This is a genomic window from Aquimarina sp. EL_43 (assembly GCF_943422735.1).
GTDB classification, from domain to species: domain Bacteria; phylum Bacteroidota; class Bacteroidia; order Flavobacteriales; family Flavobacteriaceae; genus Aquimarina; species Aquimarina megaterium.
In genome coordinates this window covers 5870576-5885574 of sequence record NZ_CALSBR010000001.1, presented here as the reverse complement: position 1 = coordinate 5885574, position 14999 = coordinate 5870576, and the positions used below count along the sequence as shown (strand labels likewise).

Genomic DNA, 14999 nt, shown 5'->3' with positions numbered 1-14999 from the left:
TCTAGAAATTATGTATTTTTTAAAAATACGTGTATATTTAGAACTAAAAAATAATGCTATTTTGCAGAGAGCAAACAATATTTGCCCCATATTGTGTTCCCCCAGCGTCTCTGAAATAGATAAAAATATAACTTTTATTTGGGCATAATTGTTTGCAATTATGAGTAAGTGCTTTACTATTATTTTAATTTTATTTTTTACCAGTAATAATGGTTATGTAGGGAAATTCTCGTACGCAGAAAGAAGCGAGTTAGATTGGTCAGATTTTAGAGGGAAACCAAATTTGAATAGTCATTATGACGCTAGCGTAAATACAGGAATAACCTATCAATGGTCTTATGGTAAAGATAAAGGAGAAATTGAATTAAATTATCAGGTAGATAGCTATTGCTATCCGTCTCTATCTTGGGTTAAGAGAGGACAGATGTCAGCGGACCTTCTTTCTCATGAACAACTACATTTTGATATTTCAGAATTGCATGCGCGAATAATGAGAAAAAGATTGAAAGAGTATAGTGCAGGAAAAAATATAAGAAGAGATCTTAATAAAATGTATAAGTTGGTAGAGAGAATGAGAGTCAATATGCAAGAAAGATATGATGAAGAAACAGATCACTCAAGAAATAAAGAAGCACAAAAAAAGTGGGAAAAAAAGGTAGAAACATTAATGTGGTATTACCGAGATTTTACTAAATAAATTGCTGTTATAACCAACCTCATGGAAATCCAACTTCAAAAGGATTTTTTAATCAAATTAGCCTATGCCAAAATGCCATTTGGTAAATATAAAGATAGATATCTGATCGATCTTCCAGAGTATTATGTTGTATGGTATCACAACAAAGGTTTTCCCAAAGGACTGCTGGGGCAACAATTACAAACAGTATATGAATTAAAACTTAATGGATTAGAGTATTTGGTTAGAAATATTAAAAATTTATAATCACATATTTACAAATTCATATCCCGAAAGTTCATTCTCCTGTAAATTTATTTCGGTTTCATTTAGCAAAATACCGTGCTCTGCAAAAGCTTTTAAATTGGCAAGCCAAAATGTCCAGCCATTACTACATCCATAGTGTATTTGTAACTTACTTTTATCATCTACAGGGATATCAAATTGAGACAAAATCACTATAGTTGCACTGTTTTTCTTTTCGAGTCTTACAGAAACTTTTGAATTGCTAAAGCTAATTTCAATATAGTTATTTCCGTTAGCTTCTAATACTTCTCCTTTTTCTTTTTCATTCCAATTATGCCATTGCCAGGTGTATGTGTCACCTTTTTGGATATGCTCTGATGGTTTTCTGACTTGTCCATCAGTGCTGTATTCAGCTTGTTTTAAAAACCAGGAAGTAATCCCTTTGGGGGTTGCCCATAAATCATATAGTTCTTCAATAGATTTATGAATGTAAATTTTTTTGGTAAACGAATTCCATTGTAACTTTTCCATGATTAAAATGATTTTGATGCTGTATTAAAGATAATGAATATTAAATTTAATACTAAGAATGTATTGGTGTTAAATTCTTCATAGAGGTTATTCAATTTTATTTTGAATTAAGTAAGTTTAATCACAATTATATATAGAGTGTTTTCTAATTGTAAAGAAATACACTTATCTTTTTTGTTTCACGCAAATCTTTTAAAATGAAAATCACAAAACATGTACTTTACCTTCTTGTTGTATTTATGGCGTTGCAAACCAATGCACAAGAGTTTAAAGAAGGACCTTTCTCTCAACTAATCATCAGAGGTATAACATTGATTAATGGTAATGGTGCGCCTCCAAGAGGGCCAGTTGATATTGTTGTAGAAAATAATATAATTAAAAACATTGTTGTTGTTGGGTATCCAGGTATGCCAATTAATGCTACTAAACGTCCTGTATTAAAGCCAGGAGGTAAGGAGCTTAATGCAGAAGGAATGTATGTGTTGCCAGGTTTTGTAGATATGCACGGACATATTGGTGGAGTGGCACAAGGTGCAGATGCTGATTATGTTTTTAAATTATGGATGGCACATGGTATAACCACTGTTAGGGAGCCCAGCGGAAGAGGTGTAGATTGGACAATGAAGTTAAAAAAAGCAAGTAAAAAAAATGAAATTATAGCACCTCGTATTTTTGCATACACAGGATTTGGACAGGGTAGTACTTCGCCAATAAGTACTCCTGAGATGGCAAGAAAATGGGTTCAGGAAAATGCAAAAAAAGGAGCAGATGGGATAAAGTTTTTTGGAGCGGCTCCAGAAATTATGACAGCGGCATTAGATGAAAATAAAAAACTAGGACTACGTTCTGCCTGTCATCATTCTCAAACCGATGTGGCTCGATGGAATGTCTTAAATTCTGCAAAAGCAGGACTTACCTCTATGGAGCACTGGTATGGATTACCAGAGGCGTTATTTGAGGATAAAACCGTTCAGCATTACCCTTTGGATTATAATTATCAAAATGAACAACATCGATTTGAAGAAGCAGGTAAACTATGGAAACAAGCGGCAAAGCCTTATTCTGATCATTGGAATAAAGTAATGAATGAGTTAATAGAACTCGATTTTACATTAGATCCAACTTTTAATATTTACGAAGCGAGTAGAGATTTACAAAGAGCTCGTAGGGCAGAATGGCATGAGACCTATACATTACCTTCGTTATGGAGATTTTATCAACCTAGTAAAATCTCACATGGTTCGTATTGGCACGACTGGGGAACAGAACAAGAAGTCGTTTGGAGAGAAAATTATCGACTATGGATGACCTTTATTAATGAATATAAAAATAGAGGAGGGCGTGTTACTGTAGGATCAGATTCTGGATTTATTTTTCAATTATATGGTTTTGCTTATATACGAGAATTAGAATTGTTTCGAGAAGCTGGTTTTCATCCTCTTGAAATAATTAGAGCAGCTACATTAAATGGAGCAGAAGCTTTAGGAATGTCAGATAAAATTGGTTCTGTCGAAGTAGGTAAACTAGCAGATTTTGTAGTAGTAGAAGAAAATCCGCTTCAGAACTTAAAAGTACTTTACGGAACAGGAGCCATTCGATTAACAGATGATAATAAAGTTATTCGGGCAGGAGGGGTTAAGTATACTATTAAAGATGGAGTAATTTATGATGCTAAAGCACTTCTTGCAGATGTAAAAAGAATGGTAGATGAAGCAAAAGAAAAAGAGAAGTTCACTATTTTACAACCCGGAATAAAAGAATAAATCTTTTCAATTAACAGTTATAAAATTAAAAAGCGTCAGATGAAAACCTGACGCTTTTTGTATATCTGTTTAAGTGCTATTATGTCGTTTCAACAACTTTAGAAAAGACATCGATATCCACTTGATTTCTTGTAAGATCATCAAATGTTTCGCGCTTACGAATCAGATGTGCTTTTCCTTCATGCCATAATACTTCTGCAGGGCGATAACGAGAATTGTAATTACTAGACATAGAAAAACAATAAGCACCTGCATTTTTAAAAACAATGGTATCACCTTCATTAATTTCAGAAATCCTTCTATTTGTAGCGAAAGTATCTGTTTCGCAAATATATCCAACTACCGAATAAAATCGTTCTCTTCCTTTTGGATTAGAAATATTGATAATCTCATGATGAGAATTGTAGAACATCGGTCGAATGAAGTGATTAAAACCACTATCAATTCCGGCAAAAACAGTAGATGTAGTTTGTTTGATTACATTTACTTTAGCCAAAAAGTATCCCGCTTCACTCACCAGAAATTTACCAGGTTCAAAACCTAGTGTTAGTTCTTTACCATATTCTTTACAAAAAGTATTAAAACGTTTAGTCATCTTACTACCAAACTCTTCAATATTAGTTTCAATATCACCTAATTTATAAGGTACTTTAAATCCGCTTCCAAAATCAATAAAATCAAGATTTTTGAAATTCATGGCAGTTTCAAAAAGTATTTCGCAAGCACGTAGAAATACTTCAATATCCAGAATATCACTACCGGTATGCATATGTATTCCATTAATACGCATTCCTGTGTTTTCTACAATCCTAAGGATATGTGGTATTTGATGAATTGATATTCCAAATTTACTATCTATATGTCCTACCGATATTTTACTGTTTCCTCCTGCCATAACATGAGGATTCATACGGATGCATACTGGGACATTAGGGTGTTTTGTGCCGAACTGCTCCAGGATAGAAAGGTTATCAATGTTTATTTGTACGCCCAAGGCAGAAACTTCTTCTATTTCTTCAAGAGAAACCCCGTTAGGAGTAAAAACAATATTACTTGGTTTGACACCAGCCTTTAGCCCTAGTTCTACTTCTTGAACAGAAACAGTGTCTAGTCCGGCTCCTAATGAATTCATCAACTTTAAAATAGCAATATTAGACAGTGCCTTGACTGCATAATTAAGTTTTAACCGTTTGACTTTCTTAAAAGCATCAGAAAGACGATCATACTGTGAGATAATTTTTGAGGAGTCATATACATAAACTGGACTCCCAAACTCATTTGCAATTGCTAATAAATTTTCATTTTCCATTGTGTCACAAATTTAAGCCTACGAAATTATCAATAAAATTAGAGATATCTGTGTCTTGAAAAGAAAAAATATAATGCATAAGAAAAATTAAGATTTTTAACTTGTGTTTAAGGAATATAAACAGTCTTAATTAGTACATTTAATAAAAAAAACATGTTACCTCTTTTTCCATTACAAACCGTTGTTTATCCTAAGGAGCGATTGTCTTTACATATTTTTGAAAAAAGGTACCAGCAATTAATTAATGATTGTGAAGAAGAAGGGATTTTATTTGGTATACCTACGTATGTTGATGAAAAATTAGAATATGGTACCGAGGTAAAACTTCAAAAAATAGCTCAGAAATACCCGGGAGGAGAGAGTGATGTGATATGCGAAGGGACAAGAATTTTTAGAATCACAAACTTTTATCAGCAATTCCCTGGTAAGCTATACGCAGGAGGAGAGGTAGAATTTCTTAAGGATAATGATAGCAGTGAAGAAGAGTTGCAGGAAGAATTGCTTAAAAATATAGCTATTCTATATGTAGAATTAACGATAGATAACCCTCCTGTATTTGATATTCCCTTTGTTAGTTATCAGGTAGCACATAAAATAGGATTGGCTTTACATCAGGAATATCATTTATTGAAACTTCGGAATGAGGTAGAAAGGCTAAAATATTTGATTAGTCATCTTAAAAAAACAATTCCTGTGGTGAGAGAAATGAATAATGCCAAAAAAGCGATCAAAATGAATGGCCATTTTAAAAATTTCGACCCTTTAGATTTTGAGGATTTTAAACTGTAATGAATAAGAAGTGGTCTTTACCTGTATTTACGCACTTTTTTAATGGATTAAGGCATAAAAAAGGGTTAGTTTTTTTTACTATAAAAAGATTGGCACAATAACTTCACTTTTCCTATTTTTGGAACTCCTAAAAAAGGCAAAAAAATAATAGTATGAACTTACACGAGTATCAGGGTAAAGAGATATTAAATAGCTTTGGCGTGCGTATACAGCGCGGTATTGTAGCACAGAATGCAAACGAAGCTGTAGCTGCGGCAAAACAACTTACTACAGAGACCGGAACAGAATGGTATGTAATTAAAGCGCAAGTTCACGCCGGTGGACGAGGAAAAGGTGGAGGAGTAAAACTTGCTAAAAACCTTAAGGAAGTAGAAGAGGTGGCAGAACAAATCATAGGAATGAATTTGATTACACCTCAAACTTCGGCAGAAGGTAAGAAAGTTCACCAGGTATTAGTTGCAGAAGATGTATATTATCCTGGGGATAGCGAACCGAATGAATTTTATATGTCGGTATTGCTAAATCGTACTTCTGGACGTAACATGATTATGTATTCTACAGAAGGTGGTATGGATATCGAAACTGTAGCAGAAGAAACTCCTCACTTAATTTTTACAGAAGAAATCGACCCAGCTGTTGGGTTACTTCCTTTTCAAGCAAGACGTGTTGCTTTCAATTTGGGATTAAGCGGAACTGCTTTTAAAGAAATGACCAAATTTGTAATGTCATTATATACAGCTTATGTTAAATCAGATGCATCTTTATTCGAGATAAACCCTGTTCTTAAAACAAGTGATGATAAAATTATGGCAGTAGATGCCAAGGTGACTTTGGATGATAATGCATTATACCGTCATAAGAACTATGTAGATATGCGTGATATCAGAGAGGAAAATGCAATCGAGGTTGAAGCAAAAGAAGTAGGACTTAATTATGTTGACCTTGATGGAAATGTAGGGTGTATGGTAAATGGTGCTGGTCTTGCAATGGCTACAATGGATTTGATTAAGCAAGCAGGAGGAGAGCCAGCAAATTTCCTTGATGTAGGAGGTACTGCTGATGCAAAACGTGTAGAAACAGCATTTAGAATCATCCTTAAAGATCCAAATGTAAAAGCAATTTTAATCAATATTTTTGGCGGTATCGTTCGTTGTGATCGAGTAGCACAAGGAGTTGTAGATGCATATAAAAATATGGGTGATGCGATTAATGTGCCAATTATAGTTCGTTTGCAAGGTACTAATGCCGATATTGCAAAAGAACTAATTGACAATAGTGGATTAGATGTACAAAGTGCAGTACAGTTTCAGGAAGCTGCTGATAAAGTACAGGCAGTATTAGCATAATAACTAATTAGATTTTAGTATATATTAGAAGCGATCATCAATAGGTCGCTTCTTTTTTTTATAAAAAACACCTAAAATATAAATGCCATGAATACAAGGATAGAAAAAATAGTTCAGAAATTAGATATGAACCCACATCCCGAAGGTGGATTTTATAAAGAAACCTATAGAAGCGAAGGTGTTATTTCTCAACATGCTTTGGGTGAGAAATATAGCGGAGAACGTAATTATTGTACTGCTATTTACTTTCTTCTTACCTCAGACAATTTTTCGGCGTTTCATAAAATCAATCAGGATGAAATATGGCATTATTATGAAGGAGCTTCTTTGTTTGTGCATGTTATCGATTTAGAAGGAGAATATCATCGTTATTCTGTAGGTATGAATTTAGAAGAAGGAGAGCTACCTCAATTGGTAGTTCCTGCCGGTTGCTGGTTTGCTTCTAGTGTAAAAAAAGAAAATAGCTATTCTTTAGTAGGGTGTACAGTATCACCAGGTTTTGATTTCGATGATTTTGAATTGGCAGAAAGAAAAGACTTAATTCAGCAATTTTCAAAACACAAAGATATAATTACTCAGCTTACAAGAAATTAACACAAGAGCTGGGAAGCGCCTTTTTTAGGGGATTTCTATGTTAATTGCATTTAATCAATTTGTTAATCTGTGTTAAAAATTTATTCTTAGTGTAACAAATTTGGATAATCAATGGTCTTATAAGTATAAATCAATAAAAACGAATAGATCATGAAAAAATTGAATGTATTACTTTTGGCAGTTGCCTTCGCAGTAAGTAGTATCGCAAGTGCGAGTACTAATCCAACAAAAATAGAAAACGCTCTTAATAAAGAGATTAGAACGTTATTAAAGAAGCCGTCTTTTAAAATTAAAAAAGAATTAACCGCCTACGTAACATTTACTTTAAATAGTAAAGGTGAAATCGTAGTATTATCTGTTGATTCTAAAAGTGAAAACTTAGATGGTTTTATTAAGAGTCGATTAAATTATAAAAAAGTAGGAACACAATATGGTTCTGAAGCTAAAGTATTCAAGATGCCCGTACGTATCGTAGAAGAATAAGATTGTAAAACATGTGAATGCATAAAAAGTCCCGGAAATCATCAGCTGGGACTTTTTTATTTATCAATAGTACGGCTCCTTAACAGGGTATCATTTTCCAATAATATAATTAATACTTACTGTTGCCAGATCAGAATTCGGAAACTTAGAAAAGTATTTGTCATCACTTTTTAACCCTACTTCCTCAATTACTTTTAAAAAAGAATCGATCTCTAAAATATACTGATCAGAAAATCCATGCGTAGCATCATAGGCAGTAGCTGCAGTTTTGCCAAGGTTTTTAGCCGTTAATTCTGGAGATATCGTATGTAGTTCTATGACGATTAACCCGAATTTTTCAATATGAGCCCCCCATTTTTTAAAATGATCTTTTAAATTTCTTTCAACATCGCTATTAAGCAATCGTTTTCCTCGATAAGCAAATGCACCAGTAGATTCACTAGGAGTGTTCAGTTGTGAAATGGGATCGCTCCAGATCCTATTGTGATCTAGGAATGTTCTTACCGATAATAAATCTTTTAGTGCTATAGTATAGTTTTCTTTTAGGTCTTTTTCTAATAAATCAGGATCGCTAATATCTCCCCAGATAACTTTGGCCCATATGTCTGCCTGAATTAAATTAGCTCTGGTAACTTTTAAAGCCGCTTTATTGTAATCTGCACCAACCAAAAACAAAGGGTAATCATCTAAGTGTTTACCGCGAAGTGTTTTGGATTCAATAACTTCAAAGAGGTGAATTAAAAAAGCACCATTACCACATCCCATATCCAGAATTCCTTTAGGTTGCTCATCCAGAGGCTTGTTAAACAGGCTAATAATGATTTCATCAATCTTTTTGAAATAGGTAGTGTGTGCTCCTCCGCTTCCCCATACATTCATTTCTCGATCTACGTGTATTTCGGTATCGCCCTGGGGGTTCCATAGTGCATTGGGATCACCAAATAATAAAGCATCCATTTGTCGAAACATGGGGATGTATGAAACAGTAACACCATAGGCAGAAGCCCTTTTTGCAAAAAATAATCCCTTATTGGTAAAAGTATAGTTACCATTTGATTTGCTAAACCAGCCCAGGTAGCTTAAGAATGTAAGGATAGTGTTAAAGCTATCAGGAAACTTGTGGTATTCATCTGCGCTAAAAGACGCTTCCATAAAATATTTATGAAACATTCCGCCCATACCCAAATGTACTGTAGTTGGGCCGACTAAAATACCTTCAATATGCTTAAGGATTTGATCTTGGATTTGAGTAATTGTGCTATCTTTTTCAGAAGGTAAGCTAAAGCGGTTTTGATATTTTTTAAATAACTGTTCTAGTTTATGAAAAGGCTCTAATTCAAATTTTCTAGGATGAAATTTACCAGAATATTCCAATAGATTGACTACGTCTTCATATAGATAAAAATGATTAAAAGCCAATTCAGAAAGTGTATTGGTTTTTATGATTACATTATCTTTATTTACTTTGTAATCCAGCCAACCTTGAGCACTTAGTATTCGCAAAGCGACATTTAGATATCCTTCATTGGTCTTATGAGATGCTGCAATTTGTGAAACTGATGTTTCTTTATTGTTAATTAAATAATCGGTAATATTATTTTTATAAAGAGAATAGGCGACAGGCGCTACAGCAATTCCGTCTAAATGACAAAAAAGTTCTTCTCTAAATAATTGTTTTTCGGCTGCAGTAAGCATAGATACTTAAGTTGAATAATTGTTGAGTGAAAAAATATTGATCTCAACCAAATTAAGCATTTATTTTGAAGTAAAAAACGTTAGTTGGTGTTCTTATTTTTTGTAGTGTCTTTCTTTTTTTCGGGCATCGGACCTCTAAGATGAATAATTAGCCCATTTAAGAAATTGCGTAGTATTTGATCACCACATTCCATGTATTTTGGATGATTTTCATTTCTAAAAAATGCACCTAATTCGCTTTTAGTTACTTTAAAATCTACCAATGCACAGATTTTTACAATATCATCATCGCGTAATTTATGTGCAACCCTTAATTTTTTAAAAATATCATTATTTGTTAAACCCATACTGCAAAGGTATATTTTTTTGAATTGATAATGGGATTAAAATGAGAAGTTGAGTGTGAAAAATGTTGTACGAGTTTAGTTGAAAATTACTATTTTCGACAAAAAGTAATTGGTTTATGTATAGTAAAGAAGAGAAATTGAGTTTGCTTTCTGAAATGATACAGTTTGCTAAAGCAGATAAAAAATTTAAAGAACAAGAATATAATTTTATCCTGGTCATTGCATCGCAACTTAAGATAACAAAAGAAGAGGTGGATATTTTGATAGAAGAAGGGGGAGAAAAAAAGAACTTGCAACCCGAGTCACAAAGAATTCTTCAATTTCATAGATTGGTGCTGCTCATGAATATAGATCAGGAAACTTCTCAATTAGAAATTCATAAGATAAAAGAAATAGGATTACATATGGGGCTTAGGCTAGAAGCCATTGATACAGTTCTTGAAAAAATGAATGAATACCCTAATAAGATTATTCCGCCAAAGGAATTGATCTCTATTTTCACACGTTTTTATAATTAACATAGTAAGCTTATGTGTGTACTGGTTTTGAAACCTATTTAAGCAATCAAACCAATATTCTAAAAATATAGAGATGACTCATCTATAATTAAGATGCTGTGCTCTCATGCTAAAAACCCGAAAGAAAATCCTTTCGGGTTTTTAATATTTAAGATGTTTTGTCACTCTTACAAAAGGATATTTTGACAAAATGTCATTAATTGAGTATGATTTAATGACAAAATGTCGTTAAAAGTAAAACGGAACCCAAATTGCTATATACTCATTGTAATTGAAATTTTGAATAACCTTAAAAAAATATACAATGAGTTTACTAAAAAAAACAGACAGATTACCTTTCCTTTTTGATGATTTCTTTACTACCGATTGGCTTGGTGGAACATCTAATATTAATAAAATTGGGGTAAATACTCCAGCAGTTAATGTTAAAGAAACAGATGAAGATTTTGTTGTAGAATTAGCTGCGCCAGGACTTACTAAAGAAGACTTTAGTATTGAACTGAATAACGATGTTCTTACTATTTCTTCAGAGAGCACATCAGAAAAAGAAACTAAAGATGAAAAAGGAAAGTACACGCGAAAAGAATTTGGATACAATGCATTTAAACGTTCATTTAGCTTACCAGAAGCAGTAAACGGTAACAAAATAGGTGCTTCATACGAAAACGGAGTGCTATTGGTAAAACTTCCTAAAAAAGAGGAAGCAAAAGTACAACCAAAAAGGTTGATTGAGATTTCATGATTTGATTGATTTGAGATTTAGTTAGTTAATGTTTCAAAAACACTCTTTAAAGTAAAGAGTGTTTTTGTTTTTTAATTCAAGTCTAAAATGAAATAACTCAACAAAGGTATTTTGATCACTTTAAATAGTTAATTTTTAGTCATTTCTAAGAATATTAAAAAAATATTTGTATTATTGTGATATCAAAATGATATTATTATGAAATACGAAAAAAATATAAAAGCAAGTAGTGGTTATCTAATGTTAGGTTTACTTTTATTAGTTGTAATGGCTATGGTTACTGGTTTGCTTCTAAGTGAAAACCCCTTATTTATAATTCTTATAATGGTAATATTGTTTATCATTAAAGGTTTTTTTATTGTAAACCCTAATAGTTCTAAAGTAATGGTGTTATTTGGGGCGTATAAAGGAACAGTAAAGAATAATGGTTTCTTTTGGGCAAATCCTTTTTATACCAGGCAAAGAATTTCTTTGAGGGCCAGAAACTTCTATAGCGAACGGGTAAAAGTGAATGATAAAATTGGTAATCCAATTTTGATTAATGTAATTTTGGTGTGGAAGGTATCAGATACATATAAAGCAGTTTTTGATGTTGATCAGTACGAAGAGTTTGTAAGAGTACAAACAGATGCTGCCGTAAGAAAACTCGCAGGCTCTTATCCGTATGATAATTTTGCTGATGGACAACAGGAGGTAACATTGTTATCTGGTATGGATGAAGTAAATGAAGCTTTAGAAAATGAAATAACAGAGCGTTTGGCCATTGCAGGAATAGAAGTTCTTGAGGCCAGAATTGGATACCTGGCATATGCCCCAGAAATAGCAAGTTCGATGTTAAAAAGACAACAAGCAGTAGCTATCGTAGCAGCGCGTAAAAAAATAGTTGAAGGAGCTGTTGGTATGGTAGAAGATGCTTTAACCAAATTATCTGCAGATGATATCATAGATTTTGATGACGATAAGAAAGCATCTATGGTGAGTAATCTGATGGTTGTCTTGTGCGGTGATAAAGAAGCAACACCAGTAATTAATACTGGGACATTACATTCGTAATTTATGAGTAAGAAAAAATCATTTGTTCTTAGAATAGACCCAGAAACTTTTAAGTCGATTGAAAAATGGGCTGATGATGAGTTTCGAAGTGTTAATGGGCAACTAGAATGGATGATACATAAAAGCCTTAAAGATGCAAAGCGTCTGAAACCTAAAAAAAAGTCTAACGATTCTGAAGAATAGTATAAAGATTTTAAATATTTACTATTGTAAAAATGCTCCTGATATACCGGGAGCATTTTTTATAGTGATATTCAAATAGAACTTACGACTAACCTGGATTTGATTCTACCCACAAGATAATATGCAAAAATAAGATTCGGAATCCAGCAAAGCCATGCTACTATTTGATATGCAATGATGAAATCTCCAATAAGCATAATAAGTATGGGTAACCATACTCTAAGGGTTACAGCAGAAAAACAGGCCGCATAACTGTAATACATCATAGTTTGATGTTGGGGTATTCGGGTAGTTTTGGCATACCAATATGCTTTATAGGTAGTGTATATCCAAAGTATTCCTAAGCATATAAATCCGAGAGATGCAATAACTCCTCCTGTAGCAAAGAAACCAATATAAATTCCCGAAATTCCACTTATAAAGACCATAATCATATAGATTTTTCCAATACGCTTATGCAATTCTGATCGAGAGACTCTTATTTTTTTATTAAACTGAATCCAGCCTATTAATAACGCAACACCTCCAAAAAAGATATGACTATAAAAGGCAATATTCCAAATGGTATCGACAAGTAAGTCACTACTTTTCGAATTTAATAAACCAAATTTTCGATTTACAAAGAGATATATAAAAGGATAGAGACCTATCACAGTACTTAATAGAACAAAAATGACTTGAGTAATTTTTTTTACCATTTTGTAAATTAAAGGTCAAGCCACTTTTTGAAATTAGAGGTCCGCTCTCTGGAAACAATAATCTGATCATCGTCCATAGGCTTTAGTTTCAATAATAATCTACTATTAAAATAACTGTGAATCTCAACTACAGCTTTAACAGAAATCATAAATTTTCTATTAATTCTAAAAAAATGAACAGGATCTAGAATTTCCTCAAGTTGATCTATAGTGTATTCTATAGGATATTGCTTTCCTGTGTGGGAGTGCAAAAAAATAATTCCTTCATGGGATTTAAAATAAGCAATATCGTCAACATTAAAAGTGTTAAATTGATTTCCAACTTTAACCATAAAACGACGTTTGTATTCTTTTGCAAACAAATTTTTAATACGTTCGAATTTTACATCATCTATCGATTTACCAGCTCCCGTAAAGCTCTTTTTGTATTTGGCAAGAGCGTTTTTTAAATCTTTTTTGTCAATTGGTTTTAGAAGGTAATCTAGCCCATTATACTTAAAACCTCTTATGGCATATTCGTTATATGCCGTAGTAAATATAATAGGGGGGTGATCTTCTAGCGTATCTAAAATATCGAATCCATATCCATCATTTAATTGAATGTCCAGAAATATTAGATCGGGGAGTGGGTTATTTTCAAACCAATGTCTCCCGTTCTCGACAGAAGTGATTTGACCGGCAATCTTTATTTCTGGAGCTAATTCTTCGATGAGATTTGCCAAACGCTTAGAGGCTATATTTTCGTCTTCAACAATTACAGCAGTCATTTTATGAAACTTTTACCATGGTTACTTCTTTTATATCTTTGGTCAATAGTGGGAGAGTAACTTTGAAATATTCATGCTCTGTTTCTATTAATACTTCTTGATTTGTATAAAAGGAATACCTCTTTTTAATATTTTTAAGCCCTAATTGTGTTGATTCTTCTTTTTGTTTTCTTACCCGTAAATTATTTTGAATAAGAATACTACTTTTTTCAATAGAAATAATACTAATCTCCAAAGGCCTTTCTTTAGAGTAATAATTATGTTTTAAGGCATTTTCTACGAGCATTTGTAACGATAAGGTAGGAATTACATATTCTTTTGGATTAACCGAAATATGAGTAGTAATACTAAGCGCGCCTTCATGTCTCACATTCATCATAAATATAAAAGAATCAAGAAAACTTAATTCTTTTTCGAGACTAACCAGGTCCTCTTCACGATTATCCAGAATATACCTATAACATGTTGCTAATCTGGATACAAAATCAGATGCCAGATCCCTGTCTTGATACATTAATGATGTAAGTGTATTTAAGCTATTGAATAAAAAATGGGGGCTAATTTGATTTTTTAAAGACTTATATTTAGACGTCATGACTTCTTTTTTTAGTTTGTTCATTGTATTTTCCATTTCTTTTTTCTGTTTTAAAGAATAATAAAAGAGATTAAAAATAACAACAGCAAAGCCTAAGAGTGTAGCTCTAAAAAAATCTATTCTAAATAGTAACCAGGGTTTATTAGTATTAATCTTGCATATATGATTAAATTCAAAAATCGCCAAATAATATAACGAAGCAGCTATAGGAATAAAAATCGCCATATTTATAGCAATAATATTCATTCCATTATTTAAGTCCAGACTTTTACCTTGATTAGACTTAACTTCCCTTCGTATTAACCAGTCATTGGTCTCCCAGGTGAATATAAAAAGGAAAAAAGCAGTTAAATAATAAAATAAACTAGTAGCATCAAATTCTGTAACATCACCATTATGATCGATAGTCGATTTAATAAGGAAATAAACCACGTTTATAACAATAAAGCGAAATGTAAACTTCTTTATGTATGCTTTAGATATCATATGTAAAGTCAATAATAGATGTATCCTTTTTAATAGTACAGGTAAAGATACATAACTGATATACAATAATCATTTTTAGACATATTCAATCGTCAGATAAGATGTTGAATTGTTTTAAATAACGTTTGATTTGATGACATAGGGTACTACTTCATTTTATACTATTCAGACTTGTTTT

At 32.5% G+C, this 14999-nt stretch carries 18 protein-coding genes; 11 read left to right on the top strand and 7 right to left on the bottom strand.

What is annotated here, in order from left to right:
- Positions 1 to 160: 160 nt before the first annotated feature.
- Positions 161 to 697, top strand: a complete 537-nt coding sequence (locus NNL09_RS25095; protein ID WP_196911215.1) for a DUF922 domain-containing protein — start codon at positions 161 to 163, stop codon at positions 695 to 697.
- 21 nt (positions 698 to 718) lie between these two features.
- Positions 719 to 943, top strand: a complete 225-nt coding sequence (locus tag NNL09_RS25090; RefSeq protein WP_196911214.1) for a DUF3820 family protein — start codon at positions 719 to 721, stop codon at positions 941 to 943.
- Here the strand turns inward: NNL09_RS25090 and NNL09_RS25085 are convergent, their stop codons facing one another.
- Entirely contained in the window at positions 944 to 1453 is a 510-nt protein-coding gene (locus NNL09_RS25085; RefSeq protein WP_025667543.1) for an SRPBCC domain-containing protein, read from the bottom strand. It lies immediately after the preceding gene.
- Between the two features lie 239 nt (positions 1454 to 1692).
- On the opposite strand from NNL09_RS25085, the gene NNL09_RS25080 reads away from it, so the two are divergent.
- Positions 1693 to 3216 (top strand): amidohydrolase family protein, encoded by a 1524-nt coding sequence (locus NNL09_RS25080; RefSeq protein WP_231389238.1) that lies wholly within the window; start codon positions 1693 to 1695, stop codon positions 3214 to 3216.
- Between the two features lie 79 nt (positions 3217 to 3295).
- Here NNL09_RS25080 and lysA read toward each other — a convergent pair whose 3' ends face one another.
- A complete protein-coding gene (lysA, locus tag NNL09_RS25075; protein ID WP_196911212.1) occupies positions 3296 to 4525 on the bottom strand; it encodes a diaminopimelate decarboxylase in 1230 nt (409 codons plus the stop codon).
- 153 nt (positions 4526 to 4678) lie between these two features.
- Here lysA and NNL09_RS25070 point away from each other — a divergent pair, with 153 nt between their 5' ends.
- From NNL09_RS25070 to NNL09_RS25055, 4 genes are all read left to right on the top strand, one after another.
- The gene (locus NNL09_RS25070) at positions 4679 to 5314 is read left to right on the top strand and encodes an LON peptidase substrate-binding domain-containing protein (protein WP_025667546.1); all 636 of its coding nucleotides are present in this window, start codon (positions 4679 to 4681) and stop codon (positions 5312 to 5314) included.
- A 152-nt stretch (positions 5315 to 5466) separates the two neighbouring features.
- Positions 5467 to 6660 (top strand): ADP-forming succinate--CoA ligase subunit beta, encoded by a 1194-nt coding sequence (gene sucC / locus NNL09_RS25065; RefSeq protein ID WP_025667547.1) that lies wholly within the window; start codon positions 5467 to 5469, stop codon positions 6658 to 6660.
- Between the two features lie 87 nt (positions 6661 to 6747).
- Positions 6748 to 7254, top strand: coding sequence for a cupin domain-containing protein (locus tag NNL09_RS25060; RefSeq protein ID WP_025667548.1), 507 nt, complete (start codon positions 6748 to 6750; stop codon positions 7252 to 7254).
- A gap of 150 nt (positions 7255 to 7404) precedes the next feature.
- Entirely contained in the window at positions 7405 to 7737 is a 333-nt protein-coding gene (locus NNL09_RS25055; RefSeq protein WP_025667549.1) for a hypothetical protein, read from the top strand.
- Between the two features lie 90 nt (positions 7738 to 7827).
- Here the strand turns inward: NNL09_RS25055 and NNL09_RS25050 are convergent, their stop codons facing one another.
- Both NNL09_RS25050 and NNL09_RS25045 read right to left on the bottom strand, forming a co-directional pair.
- On the bottom strand, positions 7828 to 9432 hold the full coding sequence (locus NNL09_RS25050) for a class I SAM-dependent methyltransferase (protein WP_196911211.1): 1605 nt from the start codon (positions 9430 to 9432) through the stop codon (positions 7828 to 7830).
- 80 nt (positions 9433 to 9512) lie between these two features.
- Entirely contained in the window at positions 9513 to 9779 is a 267-nt protein-coding gene (locus NNL09_RS25045) for a DUF1456 family protein (protein WP_025667551.1), read from the bottom strand.
- 116 nt (positions 9780 to 9895) lie between these two features.
- Between NNL09_RS25045 and NNL09_RS25040 the strand changes: the two genes are divergently transcribed.
- The 4 genes from NNL09_RS25040 (at position 9896) to NNL09_RS25025 (ending at position 12275) form a co-directional block, all read left to right on the top strand.
- The gene (locus tag NNL09_RS25040) at positions 9896 to 10297 is read left to right on the top strand and encodes a TerB family tellurite resistance protein (RefSeq protein ID WP_196911210.1); all 402 of its coding nucleotides are present in this window, start codon (positions 9896 to 9898) and stop codon (positions 10295 to 10297) included.
- Positions 10298 to 10601: 304 nt separating this feature from the next.
- Positions 10602 to 11039 (top strand): Hsp20/alpha crystallin family protein, encoded by a 438-nt coding sequence (locus NNL09_RS25035; protein ID WP_025667553.1) that lies wholly within the window; start codon positions 10602 to 10604, stop codon positions 11037 to 11039.
- Between the two features lie 198 nt (positions 11040 to 11237).
- The gene (locus NNL09_RS25030; RefSeq protein ID WP_196911209.1) at positions 11238 to 12092 is read left to right on the top strand and encodes an SPFH domain-containing protein; all 855 of its coding nucleotides are present in this window, start codon (positions 11238 to 11240) and stop codon (positions 12090 to 12092) included.
- A 3-nt stretch (positions 12093 to 12095) separates the two neighbouring features.
- On the top strand, positions 12096 to 12275 hold the full coding sequence (locus tag NNL09_RS25025; protein ID WP_024771257.1) for a hypothetical protein: 180 nt from the start codon (positions 12096 to 12098) through the stop codon (positions 12273 to 12275).
- A 71-nt stretch (positions 12276 to 12346) separates the two neighbouring features.
- Here NNL09_RS25025 and NNL09_RS25020 read toward each other — a convergent pair whose 3' ends face one another.
- Genes NNL09_RS25020 through NNL09_RS25010 form a run of 3 tightly spaced genes read right to left on the bottom strand, consistent with a single transcriptional unit; the run spans position 12347 to position 14821 of the window.
- Entirely contained in the window at positions 12347 to 12973 is a 627-nt protein-coding gene (locus NNL09_RS25020) for a DUF2306 domain-containing protein (RefSeq protein ID WP_196911208.1), read from the bottom strand.
- An 8-nt stretch (positions 12974 to 12981) separates the two neighbouring features.
- Positions 12982 to 13740 (bottom strand): LytTR family DNA-binding domain-containing protein, encoded by a 759-nt coding sequence (locus NNL09_RS25015; RefSeq protein ID WP_025668083.1) that lies wholly within the window; start codon positions 13738 to 13740, stop codon positions 12982 to 12984.
- A gap of 1 nt (position 13741) precedes the next feature.
- The gene (locus tag NNL09_RS25010; protein WP_196911207.1) at positions 13742 to 14821 is read right to left on the bottom strand and encodes a sensor histidine kinase; all 1080 of its coding nucleotides are present in this window, start codon (positions 14819 to 14821) and stop codon (positions 13742 to 13744) included.
- Between the last annotated feature and the right edge of the window lie 178 nt (positions 14822 to 14999).